We start from the raw sequence: 26,481 nt of genomic DNA on the forward strand, positions 1-26,481 counted from the left end.
ACCGCGCGCCAGGGTCGACGCCCGCTGCGGAACCATACGCACCTGCGCGCCGGTGTCAAGGGAAGGGCGGTCGCAAGATCGGCAGCAGCGGCGCCGGGCGGCGAAGAAACAGAGCATAAAGACCGGGCTGCTCGATCAGCTTGCGGGCGAGATCGACATCAACCTCGCCCTCGCGGCGCTCGGCCGGACACTCGCGGATCTCCCCCCTCGCCTCGCCGCCGGCGGCGCGGGCGAGAAGCAGGTCCATGGCATCGGGATCGGCGACGAAGAGCCCGGCGCTGCACACCGCGGGCGTTACGCCGTGACCGGTGAGAATCTCCCCGGATGGCGGCACCGCCTGCGACCAAGTAAAGCTGAGTTCGCCGCCGTTGGGCAGCGGAATCACCGTCTGCACGGTGCCCTTGCCATACGTCGTACTGCCGACGACGACGGCGCGGCCCCGGTCCTGAAGCACCGCCGCCAGCAGTTCGGCCGCCGATGCGGTTTCGCCGTCGACCAGGAGAATCACCGGCAGGCCATGCGCGATGTCGGTGCCGGTCGCCATATAGAGCTGGTCGCTATCCGGATGTCGCCCCTGGGTCGAGAGAATCTCGCCGCCGCTGAGGAAGAGATCGGCGCTGCGCACGGCCTGCTGCAGCAGGCCCCCGGGATTGTCGCGCAGATCAAGGATGATACCGCGCAGGCGGTTCTTTGGCCCCGTCGCCAGCAATTTCAGTGGCGCCTGCAGCGATTCGGCCGTTCCTTGGTTAAAATGATCGATGACAAGCACCAGGATACCGTCCTCGTAGCGCTCGTGCACTGTCTCGGCGATCAGGTAACTGCGCTTGACGACGAAGTTCAACAGTCCCCGCCCGGGCCGGCGCACGGTGATCTTCACCCAGCCGGCGATATTTTCCTGGAGGCGCTCACTGATTTCCTGCTCGCTGAGCCCGGCCAAAGGCACGCCGTCGATTCGCGTGACCACGTCCCCGACCCGCAGGCCCACGCGCTCGGCCGGTCCACGGCCGTTGATCTCGACGATCACCGGCTCGTCATGATCGATGCGGATGGTGGCGCCGATGCCGGTGTAGCCGTCACGCCGCAGACGATTGCGCCGCGCCGCGCTTGCCGTAGCGTAGCGCGAATTGGCGTCGAGGGCGCCGACCACGCGATCGAAGATCGCCTTGTAGCCGTCTTCCTGCGTGGCGGCGGCGATCAGCGATGAGTGCTCGCGAGCGAGGTGCCAGATGCGGACGGTCAGTCTTGCCCAGCCACCGACGTCGCGGGCCTTGGCGGTTCCGAAGGAGCCGAGCGGATGGCCGTCGAGACTGACTTCGACCGAATCGCCAACGAGCCCGACGGCGATACGGGGATCAATGTCCGACAGCCCGCGCAGGCCCGCGACCGCCACGTCTTCGACGCTTATCGGCGCCAAGAAGCGCTGCGCAATCGCGCCATAACCGACCTTGAAGACATCTTCGGCCTCACCGGTGACGAACGCGGAATGCTCAAAAGACGCCATCGGCACCGGCGCGTCGACGCGGCTTCTGCATCCCGCGATCAACGCGCTCAAGGCGGCGGCGAAGAGAACGGACAAGCCCAAACGGCGCACTTGCATGCCGCGGATCATCGCCGATTACCGCAAACAAGTCAGTAGTGCCGACATCCGTACGACGCGATTGACGGCGAAGCCGGTCCCGGGCCGCGGCACACCGGAACCCCCGGCGGAGGCGAACGTTGGACATACATCGTTGACGGCTGAACCGAGGCGCGAGCGTAAGGCACCTTGCCAACAGCGGATCGTGTGCCGCGCGCCGTGTCGTTCGGACCGGATGCCCCCCGCCCGAGACCGATCGGCCGGTGGCCTGAATTTCCGACCGGGAGTAGGAGTAGACAATGTTTGATTATGGCGGTGTGATCGGCCTTATCATCCTCGCACTCGATATCTGGGGAATCATCAACGTTGTCCAGAGCGGCGCCACGACAGGCGCGAAGATTCTTTGGGTACTGTTGATTTTGATCCTGCCCATTCTCGGGCTCATCATCTGGTTCTTCGCCGGCCCGCGTGGCGGGCGGGTTCCCGCGTAACCCGTGTTTCGTCTGGCGCAGGCGTGCTATGCGCAACCTGCGCCAGTACAAATGCCCTTATTGCTGTATGGTCTTTTCCAACAGCAAAAAAAAGGCCCCCGCGCGGAAAGCTGAGGGCCTCAGGCCACTTGGAGAGCGGTGGTCCGATCGCGCCGTTTGCCGAAACGAGCGCAAGGAACGGACGAATAAGCTGCCTGCCTACCTCGGCGCCTGCGTCGCTTGCTCGACGCAGGCGTCACCAATTATTTGCCCATGCGCCTTCGCCATCGTTGGCAGTGGTCACTGTTCCGCACCGACCCATCAGAGCAGAATCGCGCCATCCGTCGCTGAACGTCCGCTTTGCGAGAAGTGCGAACGGGCTCGCGCCGGGCTGTCAGCCTGCATTCGCAACGAAGGGTGCGCGTAGCCGTGGTCCGGGTGCGTTTCTGCCTGCCTCTGGCTGGTCCCGGCCCCATCACCGGTTGCAGGGGCGCCGGCTTCCGCGCCCTCATGTACTCCGTACTCGGCCGACGAATGGCGCGCCTGCCGGCGCGATGCACTGCGACGCTGGAAGGCGAGAGCATCGCCTCTCTCTTCGCCCAAAACCGACGACTGCAATTCGGCCCGCGCACGAGCGACGCGACTCTTGATCGTGCCGACCGCACAACCGCAGACCACTGCCGCGTCCTCATAGGACAGCCCGTGAATGACGATCAGCAGCAACGCTTCGCGCCGTAATGGAGAAAGCTTCTGGACGGCAGCATCGAGGTCCGCCATCACCAGGGCATCGACCTGGGAGGCGGCCTGCGGGATGTCATAGACCACATCCTCATAGGACGTCGGTTGCACGCGCTGACGGCGGAACATGCTGATGTTCTGATTGCGCAGGATGGTGAACATCCAGGCCTTGAAGTTTGTCCCTGGCTGAAACTGCCGTTGTGCGGCGAGGGCCCGAACGACCGCATCCTGTACCAGATCATCGACAAGATCGTGCCTGCGGCACAGGACCCGGGCAAAAGCCCGAAGGTGAGGTAGGCACTCAATCAGTTGCTTGTAGAATTCGTTCGATTCGTCTGTACAGCTTACAGGTGCTTTCGAAACGTCCACTGCGAATTCTCCTTGCCAAAGGGGGCGCGATTCATCTGTCCTTGCTTCGCCTCGATCACCGACTACGGTTTCCGGCGACAACACATCGCGCGCTCCTTATTTTTGCCTACTTATCACTCTCGTCATCTGCGCGGTACGATTCAATCAACTCGAGCAAGTCCTCGGGGATGGGCTCGCGCAATACCGGATCATATAAAGAGTTAAGTTTGTCGTTCAACCAACGGTTAAAGGCATCCGCGACCGGCGCCGAGCCGTCCGCAGCCCGGCGCGCGTCCTGCGACCGATTTCTCCGATCGACGCGGCGCGCTTTTTTGTCACTGCCGTTTGGTCCAACCATTAGTGAGGTTCTGTCGAAGCGGATAACCGGACGTAATACATATAGGCAGGCGCTGGTCATCGATAAACGCTCGGTTACTCTATAATCGTTTGCCAAACACTCTTCGACGAACGCGCCGCATGCGCAAAGGTTCCCCGACACGATCGGATTTCGCCGCTCCCGCGCCATTCGATGCCGGCGCACCGCCGCTTCGCTGAATTGGGGCCGGGTACCCCGCCGCGCCAGAATTGGCTTTCGCCCCCGATTATGGGCCTCGTGCGCCACGCTGTCCGTGAGGTCAGATTCAGAGGCTCGTCTCAGCATTTCCGCCCGTTCACCCGGTCCGTTGCCCCGTCGGCGCGAACAGAAAGCGTGCGCGTGCATTCGGCATCGACTTTAGTCATAATGAGAATGGGGGAGATGGCACTGGCGCTGCTGGAGTCGTCACAGTGGGGGGGAACTTTGCCGAACTTCGCGCCGAGAATCTCATGCGGCCATCGCCGCCCGGCGCAGGCACCCCTCGCCCACACCTCACGCGTGCGGCGGGATCGATCTCGTTCAAACCTGATCGGAAGGGAGCAGTTCATGCAGTGGAATGGAGTCTTGCACGCCGCATGCGGCGTGCTGGTCATGGCGGCTAGCCTCGCGCTCGCCGCTCCGAAGGCGATGGCCGATGACGCATCTTGGTTCCACCAGCTTGGAAGGCCTGATTCTAACGCGGACGGTGGCATCGCCACCGACCCGGACGGGAACGTCTACGTCGCTGGCTCAACCAGCGGCGCGCTGGGGGGTGTCGCCAAGGGTCACACTGACGCATGGTTGATGAAGCTTGATACCGGCGGACGAATACTTTGGAAGCGTCAGCCCGGAACGGAGGCAGCCGACTGGGGCGAAGCCGTTGCCACGGATCGGTTCGGCAATGTCTTTGTCGTGGGCGAAACATTTGGTCCGCTTGGCGGAACTTATAAGGGCGATACCGACGTCTGGATCATCAAGTTCGATGCCGACGGACGGATGCTTTGGAAGCGTCAGCCCGGCACGAATGGGCGGGAAAGTCCGAGGGGGGTCGCCACCGACGCTGACGGAAATGTCATCGTCGTGGGTACGACGAACAGTCCGTTCGGTGGCGAGAAGAAAGGCGAAGCGAACGATCATGACGCGTTTGTAATCAAGTTTGACTCGGACGGACGTTGTCTTTGGAAGCGCCAGCCCGGAAGCGACCTATATGACGAGGCCACAGGTGTAACGACTGACGCCGCAGGTAACGTTTACGTCGTCGGATTTACGGAAGGCGCGCTAAACGGGCAAAAGAAAGATAACCACTTCTATGTAAGTCCATTTGTGATCAAGTTTGATACGAATGGACAATTTCGTTGGACGCGCGAACCCAGCATGTATGCTTACGAAATGTCGGGCGTTGTCGCCGATGGCGATGGAAATGTTTACATTGCAGGGCGTTTTCCAACCCTTGGCGCGGGAAGGGGATTCGATGCGCTGAAGTTCAATGAAGATGGTCAACTCGTAAAGAAGTTCAAGTTCGATATCTTAAACGGAATTTCGGTCCTTGGCATGGCAATCGACGCAGACGGCATTCTTTCCTTTGCGAGCTTATTATATAAACCGGACAACGCTTCCGATGTGCTCGTCTTCAATACGGACGCGGACGGTACCGTGCTGGCGCATAGTGTCCGCACGGCACCGGGATATCAGTCACCGTCGCGTATCGCCGCCGATTCTTCGGGAAACGTTTTTGTCTCCGGTCAAAGCCGCCTCATCGTTGATTCCGACTCCCACTATCAATACGATTCGTTCATTGCTAAGTTTCCGCTGGCTAGCGGCGTGATCGCGGGCAGCGGGTCTTTGCGCGGTGAGCACGACTCAATCGCGCGTGCGCGTTGACCGCGTGGCGAGCACGGCTCAATCGCCGCGAGGTGGGGCCACGGCCCATGGGCTCGCGGCAATGTCCTGCTTTCTTTCGTACATGCCATCGCTCCCATGGGACGGAAGGGGCCGAGCGCCGCTCCTCATGCTCGGCCGCGCGCCCTGCCCGTTAAGGACTCTGAACCGCGTCCGCCGTCGTCGGCCGCGCCGTCTGTGAAGAAAGGCTGACCGGGGTAAAGCGGAATACCGCCATACCCCATGGAAGTGATTTCGCCAGGCGGGCGGGGACCCGGCCTGCCGCTTACGGGGCCGCGGGAGCGGCCATCGCTCCGCCGAGCGCGATCCCCGCCGCGAGAATCAGCGCGCCCGAGGCAACGCGCAGCCGAGTGCTATCGGTCACGTTCCGCCCCCTGTTTTGAGATGATGCCCAGACGCCGAAGCGTCCTCAGCGTTTCGCCATGAGACGAAGGCTTGATGACGGCCGCGCGGACTCGCTCCGCCATGCCGACGGCGGGCCGGCATTGGCTGCGCCACCGTCGGCAGGCTGCCACACCATCGGCGAGCGCCGGGTGTCCTGTGCATGGCTTCGTCCCCCGGACAGAGACCGATCGGGGTGGCGACCGCCGCTCCGACGTTTAGCTCGGCGCTCGCGCCGCTGAAGTCTCTCGTCCCGCCCGCCATCGTGGGCCTCGGAAGCCGCGCCGGCGTCCGCGCGGCAGTCGCCGTGGTCGCGTTGCGGGCGAGCGGATCCCCTTCGGCGATCACCGCCGTGTACCCGCGGCGCCCACGGATTACTGCGTGGCCGGCGCGTACCTCGTAACGAAGGCGTCCTGCCCTCCGGGATTGCTGATGCTCCACGTCAGGCCTGCGACATAGGCGGAGCCGCCGGCGTCCACCGCCATGCCCGTCGCCCAGTCGATTTCACCGATCGCCGGCACGCTCTTGCTCAGCCGGAGGCCGTCGGTGCTGAACCTCGCCAGCCAGGCCTGGTCATTGCCGTTGCGCTGGTGCGAGTAGCCGACGATAGCGACGGTGCCGTCGGCGTCCACGGCCACGCCGCTCGGCGTGTCGAAGTTCGGCGTACCGAACTGACGCTTCCATTGCCAACGCCCACCCGCGTCGAACTTCGCGAGCCAGGTGTCGAAATCCGATTGGCCCCCCCTTTTGGCACCGCCGAGTGCGCCTTCAGTTCCGCCAAAGACGTAGACATTGCCGGACGCGTCGACGGCAACGCTGCTGGCAAAGTCCCGTCCCGTCGTGCCGGGCTGGCGTTTCCAGAGCCAATGCCCGTCGGCATCGAATTTGACGACCCAGGCGTCGTAATCCCCCTTGTTGGGACCGCCCAGTGCACCAGAGGTCGAGCCCACGACGTAGACGTTGCCGTCCGCGTCGGTGGCGATCCCCGCCGCGGCGTCGTCGCCGCTCGTTCCCGGCTGGTGCGACCACAACCGATGCCCGGCGGCATCGAACTTGATCACCCAGGCGTCCAGGATTCCGCCCTTCTTCGTCCCGCCGAGGGCACCCTGGGTTTCGCCCGCGACATAGATGTCGCCGTTGCGATCAACGGCAACTCCGCGCGCCTCGACGACGCTGTGCCAGGTCGACATCTGCTGAGCCCACACTTCGTCGCCGTCGGCACCGTACTTGACCAGCCAAGCGGACTTGCCGCCGTTCAGGCTGCTCGAGCCGGCAGCATAGACGTTGCCGCTCGCGTCCGTTGCGATCGCGCGGGCGATATCAGTTCCTTCCGCTCCGCGTTGGCGCTGCCACTCGGGCCGCCCTTCGGCGTCGAATTTGGCAACGAAGGCATCGATCTCTCCTTGGTTCGCCCCGGAAAGGTCGCCTTCGGTCGCGCCGGCAACGTAGACATGGCCGAAGCGATCGGTGGCGACGGCCTCCGCCTGATCGTCCCGTAGCGTTCCGAACTGCTGGACCCACAGCGGATCGTCGGCCCACGCCGGCGCGGCGAGCGCCATGCCCGCCGCGATCAACAGCGCGCTGGTGACGGCGCGCGCACCTTCACTGCCGGTTTTCATGCTTACCCCTCCTCACCAACGAACGATGCCCCCAGGCGAGGTGCACACAAGGGCCTGAGCTTTAGGGAACGATGTGTGGGTACTTGGCGAGGTAACCATCGGGTGGCCGGCGGCTGAATTCGCCAATCTTGCCCAAGGTCCATCCCGCAACGTAAACGTTGCCGGCAGGATCAACGGCAATGCCTTCCGGGTAATCACCTTTTTCAGACGCCTCGAGGAACCGCAGTGTCCCCTTCCCGTCGGCATCAAGCCTGGCAAAAAAACCACGATAGGGACCGGTCCCCAATCCGGACGGAAGGCTGTTGGTAGATCCGACGACATAGACGTTGCCCGCAGCGTCGACAGCGATACCACTAGCAGAATCGATATAGCTCGTTCCCAGCAGGCGCTTCCACAGCACCGTTCCATCACCATCGAACTTGATGACCACAACGTCGGAAGCACCCAAGCCGCCGTATAACGGGTATTGCGCTGTACCGACGGCATAAACATTCCCGGCGGCGTCGGTCGCGATCCCGACTCCCAGGTCGCCGTTCCGCCGTCCCGGCTGGCGCTTCCAGAGAAAGCGCCCTTCGGCATCGAGCTTGACGACAAAGGCGTCAAAGTTGCCCTTATTCGTGCCGCCCAGCGCGCCAGTGGTTGAGCCGATCACATACACATTGCCTGCGCGGTCAGTGGCGACGCCCTCCGCATAGTCCTGCCCAACCGTTCCGGGCTGACGCTTCCAGAGAACCCGACCATCGGCGTCGTACTTGATCACGAAGGCGTCGATGCGCCCCTTCAGGGCGCCGCCCAGCGCGCCGCTCGTTTCGCCCACGACAACGGCATTGCCGGCGGCGTCGGTCGCCACCCGACGAGCGATATCGCTCCCCCGCGATCCCGGCTGGCGCTTCCACAGCAGCTTGCCGTCGGCATCGTATTTAAGGATAAAGACGTCGTTATTGCCCTTTCGGGAACCGGCGAGCTGACCGCGGGTGTATCCAACCACGAAAACGTTGCCGTTTGCGTCGGCTGCGACATCCCTGGCGCCGTCGAAAGACACACTTCCGGGCTGCCGCTTCCATAACACCTCGTGATCCGGACCGAACTTGATAACGAACGCGTCGCTGAGTCCCTTCGGCGAACCGGCCGAGGCGCCTCCGGTCGTCGTGCCGACAACGATCGCATTGCCATCGGCATCAGTGGCAACGCCGTAAGCATATTCAGTGGCAGACTTGCCGAACTGCCTGATCCACAGCGCATCGTCAGCCATCGCCGGCGCGGCGAGCGCCATGCCCGCCGCGATGATCAGCGCACCGCATCCGGAGCGCACGTATCTGCCTTTGGTCATGACATGCCCTCTTCGAAAATATAATGAAAGACAACGCCGCTCACGGCGCGCCGCCCGGCGCAAACTTCATCAGGAAGGCATCGTAAAGCCCAATGTTGGCGGCGCCGAGGGTGCCAGACGTGTAGCCTGTGACGTAGACGTTGCCGGCGGCGTCGGTGGCAACATCGGAGACGCGACCTGTCTGGTTTAAACTCAGGGGCTGCCAAACCCAATACCCATCGGCATCAAGCCTCACCAGGAAGGGACGTGAAGTGTCGCCAAGAACGTAGACGTTGCCGAAGTCGTCAGTGTCGACGCTCGTCGGGGTATCGTCGGCGCTCGTTCCCGCCAGCCTCTTCCAGATCACCCTGCCATCGCCATCGAATTTGATGACCTCGACGTCGTACCCCCCCGCACCGCCGTCGGCGTTGTATGCGGAACCGACGACGTAGACGTTGCCGGCCGTATCGATGGCGACGGCCCTTCCTTCATCCCACCTGGCTTTCCCAGGCTGGCGCTTCCACAGCCAGTGCCCGTCGGCATCGAACTTCAACACAAAGATGTCGGACCCGCCCTTGTTGGACCCGCCGAGCGCACCTCGCGTCGAGCCGACGACGTAGACATTCCCGGCCGCGTCGGTGGCAACGCCGCCCGCGCCGTCGGGCGTGGTGGTTCCCGGCTGGCGCTTCCACAGCTGGTGCCCATTGGCATCGAATTTTACCACCCAGGCGTCCGCATCGCCGACCCCTCCGTGCTTGGCACCGCCGAGCGCGCCGAGCGTAAAGCCTACGACATAGACGTTGCCGGCGGCGTCGGTGGCAACGCCACTCGTGCCATCTGATCCGCTTGATCCCGGCTGGCGCTTCCACAGCCAATGCCCATCGGCATCGAACTTTATCACCCAGGGGTCCCCGTAGCCCTTATTATAAGCGCCACCAAGGGCGCCGTACGTGTTGCCTGCGACGAAGACATTACCGTCGGCATCGGTGGCAACGGCGGTGGCGATGTCATACTCGCTTGATCCCGGCTGATGCTTCCACAGCCAATGCCCATCGGCATCGAATTTCACCAGGAAGGCGTCCGTATCGCCGACCTTTCCGTGCTTGGCACCGGCAAGCACGCCGTCCGTCCCACCGACCACGTAAACGTTGCCGGCCGGGTCGGTGGCGACGCCTGAAGCTGTGTCTTGCCGACGGCTCCCGAACTGCGTGATCCACAGCGGATCGTCGGCCATCGCCGAAGGTGCGGCGAGCGCGGTGCCCGCCGCGATGATCAGCGCGCACGCGCCGGCAGAACACCTCGATCTTGCACCCATCGTTTTTTCTCCCCGTTGACGACCTTGGCTCCGAGAGAGGACGCACGTGCCCGGCCCGCCGGGTTGCTCAACGCGCCGGAAACGACGGGTAATTGACTGTCTGTGACATGCTGGCTCGCTCCCCGTGTTCCGGGACGACGAAAGGAGCCCACCGCTCTGGCACCGGTCGGGAAATCGGCCGACGCCGCGGCCCGCCCCCCGCCGCTCTCTCTCTCCAAGAGCACCTTAGAGCTCATGCGGCGGGCGGACTGTGAAGCAGCTTACGAAAAGTTAATGTTTTCGCCGCCGGGCCGCGCGTCGGCACGCGGCGGGCGAGCGCCACGGGCGAGCGCCATGGGCAACCGGCAACCGCCGGCAGCGGCGATACGAATGGCGCAGATGGGAGCGGTAGCCGTAAGGCCGAACCTGCCGCCCACTCGCTGGTTCAGGGAGCGGGCGGCGGCAATGCCTAGAAGTGGACGGCGCGGCCGTAGGCGTCGAGGACGGACTCGTGCATCATCTCGGAGAGCGTCGGGTGCGGGAAGACGGTGTGCATAAGCTCCGCCTCGGTGGTCTCCATGGTCTTGGCGATGCCGTAGCCCTGGATCAGCTCGGTGACTTCGGCGCCGACCATGTGGGCGCCAAGCAGCTCGCCGGTCTTGGCATCGAAGACGGTCTTGACCATGCCCTCGGGCTCGCCGAGCGCGATCGCCTTGCCGTTGCCGATGAACGGGAAGCGGCCGACCTTGAGCTGATAGCCCTTGTCCTTGGCCGCCTTCTCGGTCAGCCCGACGCTCGCCACCTGCGGGCGCGAATAGGTGCAGCCGGGGATATTGGCGGTGACCAGCGGGTGGACGTCGTTGATGCCGGCGATCTTCTCGACGCAGATCACCCCCTCGTGGCTCGCCTTGTGAGCCAGCCACGGCGGGCCGGCGACGTCGCCGATCGCATAGACGCCGGGCTCGCCGGTGCGGCACCACTCGTCGATGACGATGTGGGTGCGGTCGACCGCAACCTTGGTGCCTTCGAGGCCGAGGTCCTCGACATTGCCGACGATGCCGACAGCGAGGATCACCCGCTCCGCCGTCACCTCCCAGCTCTTGCCGCCGCCCTCGAGCGTCGCGGTGACCGAGCCGCCGTTCTTCTTCAGCGACTTCACCGTCGTTGCCGTGTGGATCTTCATTCCCTGCTTTTCGAACTGCTTGCGGGCGAACGCCGAGATCTCCTCGTCCTCGACCGGCAGCACCCGCTCCAGCACCTCGACCACCGTCACCTCGGCGCCGAGCGAGCGGTAGAAGCTCGCGAACTCGATGCCGATGGCGCCCGAACCCACCACCAGCAGCGATTTCGGCATCGCCTCCGGGACCATCGCCTCGAAGTAGGTCCAGATCAGCTTGCCGTCCGGCTCGAGCCCCGGCAGCGCGCGCGGGCGGGCGCCGGTGGCAAGGATGATGTGCTTGGCGGTCAGGTCGGCGACCGGCTTGCCGTCCTTGGTCACCGCCAGCTTGCCGGGACCGGCGAGGCGGCCGCGGCCGTCGAACACCGGGACCTTGTTCTTCTTGAGCAGGTGGCCGACGCCGCCGTTGAGCTGCTTGGCCACTTTTCGCGAACGCTCGACGATCTTCTTGGGATCGAAGGCGAAGTCCTTGACGGTAATGCCGTATTCGCCGGCGTGCTTGATGTTCTCGTAGACTTCCGCCGAGCGCAGCAGCGCCTTGGTCGGAATGCATCCCCAGTTCAGGCAGATACCGCCGAGGTGCTTTTCCTCGACGATCGCCGCCTTCATGCCGAGCTGGGCGGCGCGGATGGCGGTGACGTAGCCGCCGGGACCGGCGCCGACGACGACGACGTCGAACGAAGTGTCAGCCATAATCTTCGCCCTTCCCTACAACATCATCCGCAGCGGATCTTCGATCAGCTTTTTGAACACCTGCAGGTATTCGGCGCCGGCGGCACCATCGACCGCGCGGTGATCGATCGACAGCGTGCAACTCATCATCGTCGCCACGGCGAGCGCACCGTCCTTGACCACCGGCCGCTTCTCGGCGGCACCGACGGCGAGCAGGCAGGCCTGCGGCGGGTTGATGATCGCCGCGAAGTCCTTGACGCCGTACATGCCGAGGTTGGAGATGGTAAAGCAGCCGCCCTGGTATTCCTCCGGCATCAGCTTGCCGTCGCGCGCCCGCTTGGCGAGGAACTTGACCTCGTTGGAGATGGCGGCGAGGCCCTTGAGGTCGGCGTTCTTGACGATCGGCGTGATCAGCCCGTTGGGGGTGGCGACGGCAACCGAAACGTCGACGCTCTGGTAGTAGCGGATCGCTTCTTCGGTCCACGCGCAATTCGCGTTCGGATAGGCGCGCAGCGCCAGGGCGACGGCACGGACTACGAAGTCGTTGACCGAGATCTTCCAGGCGCCCTCGCCCTCCGGCGAACGGCCGTTCAACTCCTCGCGCAGCTTGAGCAGGGCTTCGAGGTCACAGTCGATGGTCAGGTAGAAGTGCGGGATATCGCGCTTGGCCGCGCCGAGGCGCTTGGCGATGACCTTGCGCATGCTGCTGTTCGGCACCTCGACGTAGGCCGGGCCTGGTTCCGCCGGAGCCGGCTTGGCCGCAGGAGCTGCCGCGGGGGCTGCCGCAGGAGCCGGGGCCGGCTTGGGAGCCGACTTGGCTTTTTCGACGTCCGCCTTGACGATGCGGCCGTGCGGGCCGCTGCCGGTGATGGTGCCAAGATCGAGGCCGGCTTCCTTGGCGAGGCGACGGGCGAGCGGGCTGGCAAAGACGCGCCCACCACCCTCGGGTTTCGCCGCGCTCGTCGGTGCCGGCGATGGCGCAGGGGCCGCGGGCGCGCTCCCAGCCTCGGCCGGCGCCCCGGTTGCCGCCGGTGCTGCCGTCGTCGGAGCGGTTGCGGGGGCGGCCGTAGCGGCGGCATCGAGCGCCGAGGCATCCTCCCCTTCTTCGAGCAACAGCGCGATCGGCGCGTTGACGGCAACGCCCTCGGTGCCGGCGGGCACGAGGATCTTGCCGAGCACGCCTTCGTCGACGGCTTCAACCTCCATCGTCGCCTTGTCGGTTTCGATCTCGCACAGCACGTCGCCGGAGGCGACCGGATCACCCTCGTTCTTGGTCCATTTCGCCAGCTTGCCCTCGGTCATCGTCGGCGAGAGGGCCGGCATCAGCACTTGAATCGGCATGATGGTCTCCCCCGGCCTAGCGATAGCAGACGTCTTTGGCGGCACGGACGACCCAGTCCGGCTGCGGCAGAGCGAGCTTTTCGAGGTTGGCGGCGTAGGGCATCGGCACGTCGGCGCCGCAGACACGCACCACCGGCGCGTCGAGGTAGTCGAACGCGTGCTCCATCATCAGCGCCGCCATCTCCGATCCCATGCCGGCGACCGGCCAGCCTTCCTCGACGCTGACCAGGCGATTGGTGCGCTTGACCGAGGCGACGATGGTCTCAACGTCGAGCGGGCGCAGCGAGCGCAGGTTGATCACCTCGGCATCGATGCCGTCGGCGGCGAGAAGCTGCGCCGCCTCGAGGGCGACACCGACCATGCGCGAGAACGCGGTGATGGTGACATCCTTGCCCGGCTTTTCGATCTTGGCGCGGCCGATGGGAATGAGGAAATCGGGGTCGGTCGGAACCTCGAAGTGCTGGCCGTACATGATCTCGTTCTCAAGGACGATGACCGGATTGGGATCGCGGATCGCCGCCTTCAAGAGGCCCTTAGCATCGGTGCCGGACCATGGGGCCACCACCTTGAGACCGGGGCAGTGGGCGTACCACGAGGCGTAGCACTGCGAGTGCTGGGCGGCGACGCGGGCGGCGGCGCCGTTGGGACCGCGGAAGACGATCGGCGCGCCGAGCTTGCCGCCGGCCATATAAAGCGTCTTGGCGGCGGAGTTGAGGATCTGGTCGATCGCCTGCATGGCGAAGTTGAAAGTCATGAACTCGACAATCGGCTTCATGCCGGCCATCGCCGCACCGACGCCGAGACCGGCGAAGCCCATCTCGGTGATCGGGGTGTCGATCACCCGCTTGTCGCCGAACTCGTCGAGCAGGCCCTGGCTGACCTTGTAGGCACCCTGGTATTGGGCGACTTCCTCGCCCATCAGCACCACCTCGTTATCGCGGCGCATCTCTTCGGCCATGGCGTCGCGCAAGGCTTCGCGCACCGTCATCTTCGCCGTGGGTCCGGTATATTCCACTTCCGGCGGCGCCGCCGCGACAGGCAATTCCTTCGGGGCCGGCGTCGATGCCGGAGCCGCGCCCGAATCCTTCGGTCCGGCGTCCGCCGCCGCAGCCGGCGCCGCGTCGAGCGCCGAGGCGTCCTCACCCTCGGCCAGCAGCAGCGCGATCGGTGCGTTGACCGCAACGTTTTCGGTGCCGGCTGGCACCAGGATGCGGCCGAGCGTACCTTCGTCGACCGCCTCGACCTCCATCGTCGCCTTATCGGTCTCGATTTCGCACAGCACGTCGCCCGAAGCGACCTTATCCCCCTCGTTCTTCGCCCACTTGGCGAGCTTGCCTTCGGTCATGGTCGGCGATAACGCCGGCATGAGAATTTGAATCGGCATGCGCGTGTCTCCCGGACGGCCTATCGCCGCAGAGTCTGTTGGTTCAGGCTTCGATGAGGACGTCGGTCCACAGTTCTTTCGGATCGGGCTCCGGGCTCGACTGGGCGAACTCCGCGGCCTCGTTGATGATGGCTTTGACCTCGCGATCGATCTCCTTGAAGGCGGCCTCGTCACCCATGCCTTTGGTTTCCATGTAGGCGCGCAAGCCATCGATGGGGTCGTGCTCCTTACGGAAGGTGGTGACCTCCTCCTTGCTGCGGTACTTGGCGGGATCGGACATCGAGTGGCCACGATAGCGATAGGTGTTCATCTCCATCACGTAGGGGCCCTTGCCGGCGCGAACGTGGGCGATCACCTCGTCACCCGCCGCCTTCACTGCCAGCACGTCCATGCCGTCGACCGGAATTCCCGGAATGCCGAAGGCTTCGCCGCGGCGAAACAGCTCGGTCGTCGCCGAAGACCGCTGCACCGAGGTACCCATAGCGTAGCGATTGTTCTCGATGACGTAGATGATCGGCAGCTTCCACAGGCTGGCCATATTGAAGGCCTCATAGACCTGGCCCTGGTTGGCGGCGCCGTCGCCGAAATAGCAGAAGTTAATGCCGCCATCGCCCCGGTACTTATGGGCGAACGCCAGCCCGGTGCCGAGCGGCACCGAGGCGCCGACGATGCCATGGCCGCCATAGAAACGCTTCTCGCGGCTGAACATGTGCATCGAGCCGCCCTTGCCGCGGGAATACCCGCCGATGCGACCGGTAAGCTCCGCCATGACCCCTTTAGGATCCATGCCGGTGGCCAGCATGTGGCCGTGATCGCGATAGGTGGTGATCACCGAGTCGGTTTCCGCCGACGCCGCGGCCTGCAGGCCGACGACCACGGCTTCCTGGCCGATGTAGAGATGACAAAAGCCGCCGATAAGGCCCATGCCATAGAGCTGGCCGGCCTTTTCCTCGAAGCGGCGGATCAGCAGCATCTCGCGGTAATAGGTCAAGAGCTGGTCGCGGTCCAGCGTCGGCTGGGGGTGCGTGGTGGACTCGGTGCCGCTGCTGGCGGCTGCCTCCGCTGCCATCGATCTCCTCCTTTGCGGAATGTTCGCCATCGCGGGCAAGATTAAGGACCCGGTTGAGCTACGCGATGACGGGAAATGTGTTTAGTTACGTCATGCTATTGCGGCCAACTCTGAAACTCAAGCCGAATGCGCGACCTTGGTCGTAGGATATAGCGGTGGGGCGCACTGGAATTGCGACAGAGGTCGGGCGGCGAAGAACTGTTTACAATGGACGCGAACATCCTTGCCGGAGTTTCGCCCGAATTGACGTCGACAGTCCCGCGCATCGCCGATGACCCATCGCTGACGGTGCAGATCCTTGGCATCGTCGAGGCGGTCGCCCGTGAGCTCCGTCCCGGACGGCCGGCAGCGTTTCCCACCGTCAACGCATCGCTCGACCGCGACCTCGGCCTCGACAGCCTTGCCCGCGTCGAACTGGCCGCCCGGATCGAGGCCGCGTTCACCCTCACCCTGCCCGATTCGGCGATCGCCGCGGCGGAAACGCCGGCAGACCTCATCGCCGCCGTGCAGCGTGCCGCCGATCCGAAGGTACCGGCGGCCGCGGCGGTGCGGTACGCGCCGGACGAGCGTGACGCCACCGCGGCCGCTCCGCCCGATCTGATCTCGCTGCCGGCGGTCCTCGACTGGCACGCCCGCCATCATGGCGCGCGAACGCACGTGCGGCTCTTCGCCGATGAGGGCGGCGGCGAAGCGCTGAGCTATGGTGACTTGCACGCGCGCGCCTCCGCCGTCGCCGCCGGATTGCAGGCGATCGGAATCGTTCCCGGCGAGCGCATCGCCCTGATGTTGCCGACGGGTTTCGAGTATTTCGTCGGCTTCTTCGCCGCCCTCCTCTCCGGCGCCATCGCCGTGCCGGTTTACCCGCCGGTCCGCGCCGGTCGGATTGACGAGCATCTTCGCCGCCTGGAAGGCATCCTCGGCAATGCCGCTCCGTCGGTCCTGATCGTCACCGACGATCTCAAGGACGCCGCGAGCGGGCCGCGCGCGCGGATCGCCAGCCTGCGCCGCATCGAGACGATCGATAGCCTCGCCACCTCCGGCGGGCGCCTCGAACGCCCCGCGATCGGCGCGGACGACCTCGCCCTGCTGCAATATACCTCGGGCAGCACCGGCAACCCCAAGGGTGTCATGCTCAGCCACGCCAACCTGCTCGCCAACATCCGGGCGATGGCGGCGGCGCTGGCGGTGACACCCGCAGACGTCTTCGTCAGCTGGCTGCCGCTCTATCACGACATGGGCCTGATCGGCGCTTGGCTGGGGGCGCTGCACGAGGGCGCGCCGCTCGTGGCACTGTCACCGCTCGCCTTTCTTGCCCGCCCGTCCCGCTGGCTGGACGCGATCGACCACCATCACGCGACGCTCTCGGGCGGGCCCAACTTCGCCTTTGAGCTGTGCCTGCGCCATACCCCGGATGCACTGCGGCGGCGCCTCGATCTTTCGTCCTGGCGTGTCGCCTTCAGCGGCGCGGAGCCGGTGAATGCCGCAACCGTCGAGCGCTTCTGTTCCACCTTCGCCACTGCCGGTTTCCGGCGCGAGGCGTTGATGCCGGTTTACGGCCTGGCCGAGAACTGCGTCGGCCTCGCCTTTCCGCCACTCGGCCGTGGTCCCAGGATCGAGCGCATCCGCCGCGCCGCCCTCGCCGATGAGAGGCGCGCCGTTCTCGCCCTGGCCGACGATCCCAATCCCGTCCGGCTCGTCGCCTGCGGCGAGCCGCTGCCGAGCCACGAGATCCGCATCGTCGACAGCGCCGGCGTCGAGCGGAGCGATCGCGAAGAGGGTCGGGTGCAGTTTCGTGGCCCCTCGGCCAGCCGCGGCTACTGGAACAACCCCGAGGCGACGCGCCATCTCGTACGCGGCGACTGGCGCGAGACCGGCGACCTCGGCTATCTCGCCGGCAGCGATCTTTTCCTGACCGGCCGGACGAAGGACCTGATCATCCGTGCTGGACGCAACCTGCATCCGGCCGATATCGAAGCGGCGGCTGCGGGCGTCGACGGCGTTTTGCCCGGACGCACTGCCGCCTTTGGTGCCGCGGATGCCGACGGCGGTACCGAGCGACTGATCGTTGTCGTCGAGACCCGCCGGCACGTTGCGGCGGAAACGCAGCGACTGCGCGAAGGCGTCATCGCTGCCGTCACCGAAACCGCCGGCGAGCCGCCCGATACCGTCGTGCTTGCCGCGCCGAACGCCATCCCGCGTACGTCGAGCGGCAAGGTTCGCCGCGCCGCCTGTCGCGGGTTATGGCTCGAGGGCCGGCTCACCGGCGATACCGCCGCCCGATCCCGGCCGCGGCATGGGGAGGCCATGCGGCGGGCCGGTCGTGCCCAGGCGCAACGTCTGGCGCGCAGCGTCCAGTTGCTGGCGTACGCCGGCTGGGCGTGGACGGTGATCGCCGTGGGCATCACCCTCGCCGCGATGGCGATCCTCGCCCTACCGCGCTTGTCCTGGCGCTGGCGGGCGTTGCGGGGAACGGCCCGCCTCGTCCTTCATGCCTGCGCGATTCCCCTGCGCGTTGACGGGCAAGAGCACCTGCCGCCGGGTGCATGCGTGATCGTCGCCAATCATGCCAGCTACCTCGACGTCCTGGCGCTGGCCGCGGCGCTGCCGCGGCCGGTCGCCTTCGTCGCCAAGGCGGAACTGCGCAAGACATGGACGGCGCGCCTGCTGCTGCGCCGGATCGGCACCTGCTTCGTTGAACGATTCGATCGCCAGAAGGGGCTTGAGGATTATCGCCGCATCGCTGCCGCGGCGCGCGACGGCCGCTCGCCCTTGTTTTTCGCCGAAGGCACGTTCAGGCGGGTGCCGGGCCTGATGCCGTTCCGCATGGGCGCTTTCGCCTGCGCCGTCGAGGCGGGATTGCCGGTGCTACCGGTTGTGCTGCGCGGCACGCGGGCGATCCTGCGCGGCGAGACGCGCGTTCCGCGACGCGGCGCGATCAGCGTCGTCATCACCCCGCCGCAAGCGGCCGATGACAGTGGCGATCGCTGGGCCGCGGCCGTCACCCTGCGAGAACGCGCGCGGCAGGCGATCTTGTCCCTTTGCGACGAGGCCGACGCACAGTCGGCGGTGCGCCACGTCCAAGCCGCCGCCGTGCAGGAGCATCCGCCAGTCCACGAAGCTCAACCGGCGACGCTTAACCCGCGACACTCAAAATGAACCGGTCGGGATGATGACGGCAGCGATCGACGGTCGATCAGCCTAGCGAGGAGGCAGCCGGCCGTCGTCGATAATCACGGTTTCATCCGGCAGGCCGTAATTCAGCAGGCGCCGGGCTTCCTCGTCGAGCATATCGGGATCGAGACTACCGGGATTAAGCAGCTTCGCCCGGCGCTCGAGTGCCTCGCGCTCCTCCTTGATCGCGTCATATTCCGCCCGCGCGGCGGCAACCTCTTGCTGCTTTGCCCGCAGCGCCAGCACCCCGCGATCGCCATTGATCCCGTGGTAGGCGAAGTAAAGGACCGCAGCGACGCCGAATGCGGGAAACAGCACGTGGCGCGCGCGAATGCGCAATTCTCCGAGCATGCTCATAACGCGGCTCCCCAATCTCCCGGTCCACCAACGCAACCACACCGAAGCCTTCCGCGGTTAAGGCTTCGGCGTAGCGGCGGCAGGTCTGGACGAAGAGTATTGCAGCAGCGCTGTCATGCGATAGCGCCGATCGCCAAACGCGGCCGCGCAAACCGCTGCAGCGCGCCCGAGCCGGCCCTCGAGTGATGAGAATCAATCGCTTCGGGGCGGCTTCACCAGCCGCCCCGACAGCGAGAACGGGCCGACTTCGCCTACAGCCGGCGAAGCGCTCCCCGACCGGCATAGCGCGCCGCCGATCCAAGCTGCTCTTCGATTCGGATGAGCTGATTGTATTTGGCGATGCGATCCGAGCGGCTGAGAGAGCCGGTCTTGATCTGCCCGGCGTTGGTCGCAACCGCGATATCGGCGATCGTCGAGTCCTCGGTCTCGCCGGAGCGGTGCGAGATCACCGCGGTATAGGAGGCCTTGTGCGCCATCTCGACCGCCGACAGCGTCTCGGTCAGCGAGCCGATCTGGTTGACCTTGACCAGGATCGAGTTGGCGATGCCCTTCTCGATGCCGTCCGACAGGCGCGTGACGTTGGTGACGAACAGATCGTCGCCGACGAGCTGGCACTTGGAGCCAAGTTCCTCGGTGAGGATCTTCCAGCCTTCCCAGTCGTCCTCAGCCATGCCGTCCTCGATGGTGACGATCGGAAAGCGGCTGACCAGATCGGCGAGCAGCTTGGCGTTGCCGGCGGCGTCAAGCGACTTGCCCTCGCCGACGAGCTCGTACTTGCCGTTTTTGAAGTATTCGGACGACGCGCAGTCGAGGCCGAGGAACACGTCCTCGCCGGGCTCGAAGCCAGCCGCCTCGATCGCCTTGACGATGAACGCAAGCGCGTCATCGGCGCTCTTCAGGTTGGGGGCGAAGCCGCCTTCATCACCAACGTTGGTGTTGTGGCCGGCATCCTTCAGCGCCTTCTTCAGCGCGTGGAAGACCTCGGCGCCAATGCGCACCGCCTCGGCGATCGAGCCGGCGCCGACGGGAAGGATCATGAATTCTTGGAAGTCGATCGGATTGTCGGCATGGGCGCCGCCGTTGACGATGTTCATCATCGGAACCGGAAGCAGCCGTGCCTGGGTGCCGCCGATATAACGGTAGAGCGGAAGCTCGGCTTCCTGCGCTGCCGCCTTGGCGATGGCCATGCTGACGCCGAGAATGGCGTTGGCTCCAAGCCGTCCCTTGTTCGAGGTGCCGTCGAGATCGATCATCGTCTGGTCGATCGCTACCTGATCGCTGGCATCCATGCCCGAGATGGCGTCGAAGATCTCGCCATTGACCGAGGCGACCGCCTTGGTCACGCCCTTGCCGAGATAGCGCTTCTTGTCGCCGTCGCGCAGTTCCACCGCCTCGTGAACGCCCGTGGACGCGCCCGACGGAACCGCCGCACGACCCATCGCGCCGCTTTCCAGGGTTACGTCCACTTCCACGGTCGGATTGCCGCGGCTATCGAGAATTTCACGCGCCGTTACGTCGATAATTTCGCTCATGATTTCGAGCTCCTCTCCCCTCGGAAGGACTAACTGTCGGTTTGTTCTGCTCTACGCTGGCCCAAGGTCCGCCCGCGGACGCCGACAGAGACATACCGCCCGGTGGTTAGGGTGGCAAGCGCGGCAGGGTGACGTCGATAAAAAGCAATCGCAATCATCGCCAGGGCGCAAGCGCTGACGCAGGCTTGCGGGTAATGCTTCGACGACGTAGGGGTTGGAACGCCCGCGGCGCCTATGCTAAAGAGGCGCCGAACTTCAAGAGGCCTCGCCGTCGTCCGCGCGTTCGCGCCGGCGCCGAGGCCCGAACGAATTCCGCAGGGGAGAGAGAGCAATGGCGCGTCGCAAACTGATCGCCGGGAACTGGAAGATGAACGGGCTCAAAGCCGATGGCGTGGCGCTGGCCTCTGAGATCGCAAAGCGGCTGAAAGCCGCCTCGCCGGCTCGCTACGACATGCTCGTCTGCCCGCCGTTCACCCTCGTTTCCCCCGTGCTCGACGCGGTCGCCGGTTCCGACGTCATCGTCGGCGGCCAGGACTGCCACATGAAGGAGAAGGGCGCGCACACCGGCGATACCAGCGCCTACATGCTTAAGGATCTCGGTTGCGGCGCGGCGATCGTCGGCCACTCCGAACGGCGCACCAACCATGGCGAGACCGATGCCATCATCAAGTCAAAGGCCGAGGCGGCCCTGGCTGCCGGCCTCGTCGCCATTGTCTGCATCGGCGAGACGCTCGAAGAGCGCGATGCCGGCAAGACGCTCGAGATCAACCGCACCCAGCTCCTCGGCTCGCTGCCGGACGGCGCGACCGCCGAAAACACTGTCGTCGCTTACGAGCCGGTGTGGGCGATCGGTACCGGGCGGACGGCAACTCCGGAACAGGCGCAAGAAGTGCACGCGATGATCCGCGCCGAACTCGTCACCAAGCTCGGACAGGCCATCGCCGACGGCATGCGCGTGCTCTACGGTGGCTCGATGAACCCGAAGAATGCCGCCGAACTGCTGGCGCTCCCCGACATCGACGGCGGTCTGATCGGCGGTGCCTCGCTCAAGGCCGATGACTTCTTCGCCGTCGCCGAAGGCTCGCCGAAGTAACCGATTACGGTCAATCATTCCTCAGGTCGCATAGCCGCTCAGCCGATGATTAACGTTCTGCTCGTCATCCACCTTCTCGTTGCCGTCTCCCTCGTCGGCATCGTCTTGCTCCAACGCAGCGAGGGTGGAGCGCTCGGCATCGGCGGTGGAGGCGGCGGAATGGGCGGATTTCTCAGCGGCCGCAGCACGGCCAACTTGCTGACCCGCTCGACCGCAATCCTGGCCGCGGTCTTCATCATCACCAGTCTTGGCCTCGCCCGCCTCGCTGGCGGCCATCATGTTCCGAAGTCGATTCTCGACGAACCTGCCCCGGCTCCGCTTGAGGAGCCGGCCCAGCCGGCGGAGCCTACCGCGCCGATCGCTCGCTAAGAGGCGAAGATCAACGCGTTTCGCCGGGCGCCGGTGACCCGCATGGGTAGATTTTGTCGCTACGTGACGCGCCCTTTCCAGGGCGTCCTCGATTACCGTATAACGTAGTCCCCATGACGCGGTTCATCTTCATCACTGGCGGCGTGGTCTCCTCGCTCGGCAAGGGATTGGCTTCAGCGGCGCTGGGCGCGCTGTTGCAGGCCCGGGGTTTTTCCGTACGGCTGCGCAAGCTCGACCCTTATATCAACGTCGATCCGGGGACGATGAGCCCCTACCAGCACGGTGAGGTGTTCGTTACCAACGACGGGGCGGAAACCGATCTCGACCTCGGCCATTACGAACGCTTCACCGGCGTTCCGGCGCGGCGCAGCGACAGCGTGACCACCGGCCGGATCTATTCCGATGTCATCGCCCGCGAGCGCCACGGCGACTACCTCGGCGCCACCATTCAGGTGATCCCGCACATCACCGACGCGATCAAGGAATTCGTCGTCGCCGACATCGATGACGAGGATTTCGTGCTGTGTGAAATCGGCGGGACCGTCGGCGACATCGAAAGCCTGCCTTTCCTCGAGGCGATCCGCCAGCTTGGCAACGAACTGGGTCGCGAGCGGGTGATGTACATTCATGCGACGCTGATTCCCTACCTGCCGGCCGCAGGCGAGTTGAAGACGAAGCCGACACAGCATTCGGTCAAGGAACTGCTCAGCGTCGGCATCCAGCCCGACCTGTTGCTTTGCCGCGCCGACCGGGCGATCACCGAGGGTGCGCGTCGCAAGATCGGTCAGTTCTGCAATGTCCGTTACGAGGCGGTGATTCCGGCGCTGGATGTCGAGACAATCTACGCGGTGCCGATCAGCTACCATGAACAGGCGCTCGACGACGAAGTCTGCCGGCACTTCGGTCTTGAGGCGCCGCCGCCGGACCTGAGCCGCTGGCATGAGATCGTCTCCCGGGCGCTGCGTCCCGAAGGCGAGGTGACGATCGCCGTCGTCGGTAAGTACATCGACCTGCTCGATGCCTACAAGTCGCTGGCAGAAGCGCTGTCGCATGGCGGCATCGCCAACAACGTGCACGTCCGCATTGAGTGGATCGATTCCGTCGCCTTCGAGAACGGCGCGACAGCACCGGTACTCGATCACGTCCACGGCATTCTCGTGCCCGGCGGCTTCGGCGAGCGCGGTGCCCAGGGCAAGATCGAGGCGGTGCGCTTCGCCCGCGAGCGCCGAGTTCCCTACTTCGGCATCTGCTTCGGCATGCAGATGGCGGTGGTCGAAGCGGCGCGCAATCTCGCCGGCATTCCCGGCGCCGGCTCCACCGAGTTCGGGCCGTGCGCCGCTCCAGTGGTCGGGCTGATGACCGAATGGATGCGCGGCAATCGTGTCGAGCTGCGCGAGGCCGGCGGCAACCTCGGTGGCACCATGCGCCTCGGCGCCTACGAATGCGTGCTCAAGCCGGAGAGCCGGGCGCAGGCAATCTTCCAGGCTGAACGGGTGAGCGAGCGCCACCGCCACCGCTACGAGGTCAACAACAACTACATCGGCACGCTGGAGCGCTGCGGACTGCGTTTTTCCGGAATGTCCCCGGATGGCCTGCTACCGGAAATCCTCGAGCTGCCCGCCCACCCGTGGTTCATCGGCGTGCAGTTCCATCCGGAATTGCGTTCACGTCCCTTCGATCCGCATCCGTTGTTCGCCTCGTTCATTCGCGCCGCCGTCGAGCAGTCGCGGCTTGTCTGAACCGTTCCCATATCGATCTGGTTCGTCGTCATAACAGAGAATGGGCTTGCCATGGCCAGGCTGAGCCTCAGGGTCGATTTCGCGCCGAGCGCCCGCCTCGGTCCAGGCAAGGTGCGCCTACTCGAGCTCATCGCCGCACACGGCTCGATTGCCGCCGCCGGCCGGGCGATGCGCATGTCGTATCGTCGCGCCTGGATGCTGGTCGAGGAGCTTAACCGCTGCTTCAAGGAGCCGCTGGTGGCAACGCAGATGGGCGGCAGCCGCGGCGGCGGCACGACATTGACTCCGCTGGGCGAGGACATCGTCAGGCGCTACCGGGCGATTGAGGCCGAGGCCGATTCGGCTGTCGCCGCCCACCTTCGCGCACTAGACCTCGCCCTGTCTGACGCCACGCGCGCGCTTGCCGATGACCGAGGCAACGTCGAGGCGTCCCAGGGGCATCCCCCCTCCGCCTGAAGTCTTCCCCTCGCCTGACATCATCTTGGGCTCGCGCCGGGCGCACCGCCGATCGCACCGGCGGGCGGCGACTCGTTCGCATAAAGCGTCATTTTTGTCACGCATTGTGGCCACCATTGGCACCCCGACGCCAAGGTGTTGCTAGCGTTATATACATTCGTATATAACGAAGACGAAGTTTAACGCTGGCAAGAAATGACCTATCTGACATGGCATATGTCAGAATATGTACGCGAGAATGCGCCCGATTTATCTGGCGTTCGCGATAAATCATCAATAACAGCGCAATATCTGCGCGATAAGAGGTGCGATTATGAGAAATCGTGCATACGCTACAACTGCGCTTGCAACACTTCCATTTGTCTTGAGTATGACTCATCCATCAAATGCTGAGACAACTTCTCCCGATAAAATTAAGCTATCGCTAAGCGGTTATTATCAGCAGTGGGGAGTCGTAACCGATCAGCATCTACGCTCCCGTACCGCGCCCGGTGCCAATGCGCAGCAGCAATCGACCACGCTGGTTGATAACAAGCACAACTCGGAAGTGTGTGTCATTGGCCAGACAACCCTCGATAACGGCCTGACGATCGGCGTGAACATCCAGCTCGAAGCGTTCACCGAAGCGGATACCGTCGACGAATCGTTTCTCTTTCTCCAGTCACCAACGGTTGGCCAAGCAATCATCGGTGATAAGGACAATGCCGCCTATTTGCTGCACGTCACCGCGCCGGATGGCGGCATCAGCATCGATTCCGGTGATACGGTCAAATCCCGCTTCTTCGAGACCGGACCTGGCGTGCTGTTCGATTCGCCACTGGCAACGACCAACCTCAGGCTGAACGACAACGATTCGGGCAAGTTCACCTACATTACTCCCCGCTTCGCCGGCTTTCAGGTCGGGGTTTCATTCATTCCAGAATTCGAAAGCGGCGGCGATGACAACAGCGCGCTCACGCAGGCGGGTTCCGGCGACAGCGGTCGAGCCGCCGGCCAGAAGAACGGCGTCGCCGGCGGCGTCAATTACAGGGACGTCATCGGTGGCGTGGGCGTCCAGGCGTCAGGCGGTTTCCTGCGGGCGGAGTCATTCTCCGGTGGCGCCAATACCAACAACGCCAATCTGCTCGCCTACAATGCCGGCGCGCAGCTCAGTTATGGCGGTTTTGCCGTCGGCGGCGGGTGGATGTACGTCCCGCAAGGGCAGCGGACCGCAACGACGCGGTTCAACGGCTCAAGCTGGTCGGCCGGCGCCTCCTACGAATTCGGCCCCTACAAGGTCGGTGCCGACTACTTCAGCGGCAACAATAACCGGACACCCAACGGCGGCAAAGATCGGCTCGATCAGGCCGCGCTGAGCGGAACCTACGTGCTTGGCCCGGGAATCAGGCTTGTCGGCGGCCTCTTCTACTACAACTGGCAGGCCGAGAATAAACTCTCCGAAAATGAAAACGGCATCGGCGCCGCGACCGGGCTCAAGTTGTCCTTCTGAACTGCCGCCCCTGAACCGTTGGCAAGGCCAAAATTTGCCCCGATACACGCCTCTTCTCTTGATAGGAATGCCCGAACCATGCCCAGATTGCGTTCCGCAATGATGGCCACGCTGGTGATGATGGCATCACCCGCGCTCGCCGATGCTCCCGCCGCCTGCCCCGGGGGCTACGCTCCCGCCGTCCGCATTGGCGGAACCGTCGCCCACCCGCTGAAACTCACGCTCGCCGACCTGCAGGCGCGGCCGAGCACACGGCTTACGGTCTCCTATTACTCAGGAAAAAGTGGCCTCGTCACCGAGACCTACACCGGTGTGCTCGTCTCGGATCTGCTGGATGAAGCGGAAGTGAAGCTCAGCGCCGGTCAGAAGAACGACCTTTTGCGCCGCTATCTCCTGGTGACCGCAACCGACTGCTATCAGGTGGTCGTCGCCGTTCCCGAGGTCCTCTCCACCTTCGGCGGTCAGGCGGCGATCCTCGCCTACGCCGACGGCGACGGCCATCCCCTTGACGACAGCGAGGGCATGGCGCGACTGATCGTTCCCGGCGACAAGTCGGGCGGGCGATCGGTCTCCAACGTCACTCACATCATCGTTCGCACACCCGGCCCCGCCCCGCAGACAACCGCACCTTGAACCAACGCTG

The 26,481-nt window shown here is 64.7% G+C and carries 21 protein-coding genes; 9 read left to right on the forward strand and 12 right to left on the reverse strand.

What is annotated here, in order from left to right; all coding sequences use genetic code 11:
* Nucleotides 1-55: 55 nt before the first annotated feature.
* Nucleotides 56-1,597 carry a PDZ domain-containing protein gene (locus IPK66_11665; GenBank protein MBK8175888.1) on the reverse strand — a complete coding sequence of 514 codons (1,542 nt, stop codon included), beginning with the start codon at nt 1,595-1,597 and terminating at the stop codon, nt 56-58.
* 278 nt (nt 1,598-1,875) lie between these two features.
* On the opposite strand from IPK66_11665, the gene IPK66_11670 reads away from it, so the two are divergent.
* Complete coding sequence (locus tag IPK66_11670; GenBank protein ID MBK8175889.1) at nt 1,876-2,067, forward strand: PLDc N-terminal domain-containing protein; 192 nt, start codon at nt 1,876-1,878, stop codon at nt 2,065-2,067.
* 300 nt (nt 2,068-2,367) lie between these two features.
* On the opposite strand, the gene IPK66_11675 is transcribed toward IPK66_11670, so the two are convergent.
* Both IPK66_11675 and IPK66_11680 read right to left on the reverse strand, forming a co-directional pair.
* Nucleotides 2,368-3,153 carry a sigma-70 family RNA polymerase sigma factor gene (locus IPK66_11675; protein ID MBK8175890.1) on the reverse strand — a complete coding sequence of 262 codons (786 nt, stop codon included), beginning with the start codon at nt 3,151-3,153 and terminating at the stop codon, nt 2,368-2,370.
* Nucleotides 3,154-3,259: 106 nt separating this feature from the next.
* The gene (locus IPK66_11680) at nt 3,260-3,550 is read right to left on the reverse strand and encodes a hypothetical protein (protein ID MBK8175891.1); all 291 of its coding nucleotides are present in this window, start codon (nt 3,548-3,550) and stop codon (nt 3,260-3,262) included.
* Between the two features lie 339 nt (nt 3,551-3,889).
* On the opposite strand from IPK66_11680, the gene IPK66_11685 reads away from it, so the two are divergent.
* Nucleotides 3,890-5,368 carry an SBBP repeat-containing protein gene (locus IPK66_11685; GenBank protein ID MBK8175892.1) on the forward strand — a complete coding sequence of 493 codons (1,479 nt, stop codon included), beginning with the start codon at nt 3,890-3,892 and terminating at the stop codon, nt 5,366-5,368.
* Between the two features lie 773 nt (nt 5,369-6,141).
* Here IPK66_11685 and IPK66_11690 read toward each other — a convergent pair.
* From IPK66_11690 to pdhA, 7 genes are all read right to left on the reverse strand, one after another.
* Nucleotides 6,142-7,386, reverse strand: a complete 1,245-nt coding sequence (locus IPK66_11690) for an SBBP repeat-containing protein (GenBank protein MBK8175893.1) — start codon at nt 7,384-7,386, stop codon at nt 6,142-6,144.
* Nucleotides 7,387-7,447: 61 nt separating this feature from the next.
* Nucleotides 7,448-8,716 (reverse strand): SBBP repeat-containing protein, encoded by a 1,269-nt coding sequence (locus IPK66_11695; GenBank protein ID MBK8175894.1) that lies wholly within the window; start codon nt 8,714-8,716, stop codon nt 7,448-7,450.
* Nucleotides 8,717-8,756: 40 nt separating this feature from the next.
* Nucleotides 8,757-10,010, reverse strand: coding sequence for an SBBP repeat-containing protein (locus IPK66_11700; protein ID MBK8175895.1), 1,254 nt, complete (start codon nt 10,008-10,010; stop codon nt 8,757-8,759).
* A 448-nt stretch (nt 10,011-10,458) separates the two neighbouring features.
* On the reverse strand, nt 10,459-11,859 hold the full coding sequence (gene lpdA / locus IPK66_11705) for a dihydrolipoyl dehydrogenase (protein MBK8175896.1): 1,401 nt from the start codon (nt 11,857-11,859) through the stop codon (nt 10,459-10,461).
* Between the two features lie 15 nt (nt 11,860-11,874).
* Nucleotides 11,875-13,179, reverse strand: a complete 1,305-nt coding sequence (locus tag IPK66_11710) for a pyruvate dehydrogenase complex dihydrolipoamide acetyltransferase (GenBank protein ID MBK8175897.1) — start codon at nt 13,177-13,179, stop codon at nt 11,875-11,877.
* 16 nt (nt 13,180-13,195) lie between these two features.
* Nucleotides 13,196-14,563 carry a pyruvate dehydrogenase complex E1 component subunit beta gene (locus tag IPK66_11715; protein MBK8175898.1) on the reverse strand — a complete coding sequence of 456 codons (1,368 nt, stop codon included), beginning with the start codon at nt 14,561-14,563 and terminating at the stop codon, nt 13,196-13,198.
* Between the two features lie 43 nt (nt 14,564-14,606).
* Nucleotides 14,607-15,632, reverse strand: a complete 1,026-nt coding sequence (gene pdhA / locus IPK66_11720; GenBank protein ID MBK8175899.1) for a pyruvate dehydrogenase (acetyl-transferring) E1 component subunit alpha — start codon at nt 15,630-15,632, stop codon at nt 14,607-14,609.
* Nucleotides 15,633-15,839: 207 nt separating this feature from the next.
* Here pdhA and IPK66_11725 point away from each other — a divergent pair, with 207 nt between their 5' ends.
* Complete coding sequence (locus IPK66_11725) at nt 15,840-18,788, forward strand: AMP-binding protein (protein MBK8175900.1); 2,949 nt, start codon at nt 15,840-15,842, stop codon at nt 18,786-18,788.
* Nucleotides 18,789-18,830: 42 nt separating this feature from the next.
* On the opposite strand, the gene IPK66_11730 is transcribed toward IPK66_11725, so the two are convergent.
* Nucleotides 18,831-19,154, reverse strand: coding sequence for a septum formation initiator family protein (locus IPK66_11730; GenBank protein ID MBK8175901.1), 324 nt, complete (start codon nt 19,152-19,154; stop codon nt 18,831-18,833).
* 257 nt (nt 19,155-19,411) lie between these two features.
* Entirely contained in the window at nt 19,412-20,692 is a 1,281-nt protein-coding gene (eno, locus tag IPK66_11735) for a phosphopyruvate hydratase (GenBank protein MBK8175902.1), read from the reverse strand.
* Nucleotides 20,693-21,023: 331 nt separating this feature from the next.
* Between eno and IPK66_11740 the strand changes: the two genes are divergently transcribed.
* The 6 genes from IPK66_11740 to IPK66_11765 all read left to right on the forward strand — a co-directional run bounded on the left by IPK66_11740 (nt 21,024) and on the right by IPK66_11765 (nt 26,471).
* The gene (locus IPK66_11740) at nt 21,024-21,785 is read left to right on the forward strand and encodes a triose-phosphate isomerase (protein MBK8175903.1); all 762 of its coding nucleotides are present in this window, start codon (nt 21,024-21,026) and stop codon (nt 21,783-21,785) included.
* Between the two features lie 45 nt (nt 21,786-21,830).
* Complete coding sequence (secG, locus tag IPK66_11745) at nt 21,831-22,154, forward strand: preprotein translocase subunit SecG (GenBank protein ID MBK8175904.1); 324 nt, start codon at nt 21,831-21,833, stop codon at nt 22,152-22,154.
* A 113-nt stretch (nt 22,155-22,267) separates the two neighbouring features.
* On the forward strand, nt 22,268-23,893 hold the full coding sequence (locus IPK66_11750; protein MBK8175905.1) for a CTP synthase: 1,626 nt from the start codon (nt 22,268-22,270) through the stop codon (nt 23,891-23,893).
* Nucleotides 23,894-23,944: 51 nt separating this feature from the next.
* Nucleotides 23,945-24,349 (forward strand): winged helix-turn-helix domain-containing protein, encoded by a 405-nt coding sequence (locus IPK66_11755; protein ID MBK8175906.1) that lies wholly within the window; start codon nt 23,945-23,947, stop codon nt 24,347-24,349.
* Between the two features lie 370 nt (nt 24,350-24,719).
* The gene (locus IPK66_11760; protein ID MBK8175907.1) at nt 24,720-25,838 is read left to right on the forward strand and encodes a porin; all 1,119 of its coding nucleotides are present in this window, start codon (nt 24,720-24,722) and stop codon (nt 25,836-25,838) included.
* A gap of 78 nt (nt 25,839-25,916) precedes the next feature.
* A complete protein-coding gene (locus IPK66_11765) occupies nt 25,917-26,471 on the forward strand; it encodes a molybdopterin-dependent oxidoreductase (GenBank protein MBK8175908.1) in 555 nt (184 codons plus the stop codon).
* The last annotated feature ends 10 nt before the right edge of the window (nt 26,472-26,481 follow it).

The organism is Rhodospirillales bacterium, assembly GCA_016712595.1.
Lineage (GTDB): Bacteria > Pseudomonadota > Alphaproteobacteria > Rhodospirillales > Defluviicoccaceae > Defluviicoccus.

What these genes read in the sequence shown, in the direction of transcription:
- IPK66_11755 (MBK8175906.1), top strand. Translation starts at nt 23,945, where the DNA reads ATGGCCAGGCTGAGCCTCAGGGTCGATTTCGCGCCGAGCGCCCGCCTC.
- IPK66_11690 (MBK8175893.1), bottom strand. Translation starts at nt 7,386, where the DNA reads ATGAAAACCGGCAGTGAAGGTGCGCGCGCCGTCACCAGCGCGCTGTTG.
- IPK66_11680 (MBK8175891.1), bottom strand. Translation starts at nt 3,550, where the DNA reads ATGACCAGCGCCTGCCTATATGTATTACGTCCGGTTATCCGCTTCGAC.
- IPK66_11685 (MBK8175892.1), top strand. Translation starts at nt 3,890, where the DNA reads ATGGCACTGGCGCTGCTGGAGTCGTCACAGTGGGGGGGAACTTTGCCG.
- IPK66_11715 (MBK8175898.1), bottom strand. Translation starts at nt 14,563, where the DNA reads ATGCCGATTCAAATTCTCATGCCGGCGTTATCGCCGACCATGACCGAA.
- IPK66_11765 (MBK8175908.1), top strand. Translation starts at nt 25,917, where the DNA reads ATGCCCAGATTGCGTTCCGCAATGATGGCCACGCTGGTGATGATGGCA.
- IPK66_11740 (MBK8175903.1), top strand. Translation starts at nt 21,024, where the DNA reads ATGGCGCGTCGCAAACTGATCGCCGGGAACTGGAAGATGAACGGGCTC.
- secG (MBK8175904.1), top strand. Translation starts at nt 21,831, where the DNA reads ATGATTAACGTTCTGCTCGTCATCCACCTTCTCGTTGCCGTCTCCCTC.
- lpdA (MBK8175896.1), bottom strand. Translation starts at nt 11,859, where the DNA reads ATGGCTGACACTTCGTTCGACGTCGTCGTCGTCGGCGCCGGTCCCGGC.
- eno (MBK8175902.1), bottom strand. Translation starts at nt 20,692, where the DNA reads ATGAGCGAAATTATCGACGTAACGGCGCGTGAAATTCTCGATAGCCGC.
- IPK66_11760 (MBK8175907.1), top strand. Translation starts at nt 24,720, where the DNA reads ATGACTCATCCATCAAATGCTGAGACAACTTCTCCCGATAAAATTAAG.
- IPK66_11670 (MBK8175889.1), top strand. Translation starts at nt 1,876, where the DNA reads ATGTTTGATTATGGCGGTGTGATCGGCCTTATCATCCTCGCACTCGAT.
- IPK66_11725 (MBK8175900.1), top strand. Translation starts at nt 15,840, where the DNA reads ATGGACGCGAACATCCTTGCCGGAGTTTCGCCCGAATTGACGTCGACA.
- IPK66_11730 (MBK8175901.1), bottom strand. Translation starts at nt 19,154, where the DNA reads ATGCTCGGAGAATTGCGCATTCGCGCGCGCCACGTGCTGTTTCCCGCA.
- IPK66_11665 (MBK8175888.1), bottom strand. Translation starts at nt 1,597, where the DNA reads ATGCAAGTGCGCCGTTTGGGCTTGTCCGTTCTCTTCGCCGCCGCCTTG.
- IPK66_11710 (MBK8175897.1), bottom strand. Translation starts at nt 13,179, where the DNA reads ATGCCGATTCAAGTGCTGATGCCGGCCCTCTCGCCGACGATGACCGAG.
- pdhA (MBK8175899.1), bottom strand. Translation starts at nt 15,632, where the DNA reads ATGGCAGCGGAGGCAGCCGCCAGCAGCGGCACCGAGTCCACCACGCAC.
- IPK66_11695 (MBK8175894.1), bottom strand. Translation starts at nt 8,716, where the DNA reads ATGACCAAAGGCAGATACGTGCGCTCCGGATGCGGTGCGCTGATCATC.
- IPK66_11700 (MBK8175895.1), bottom strand. Translation starts at nt 10,010, where the DNA reads ATGGGTGCAAGATCGAGGTGTTCTGCCGGCGCGTGCGCGCTGATCATC.
- IPK66_11750 (MBK8175905.1), top strand. Translation starts at nt 22,268, where the DNA reads ATGACGCGGTTCATCTTCATCACTGGCGGCGTGGTCTCCTCGCTCGGC.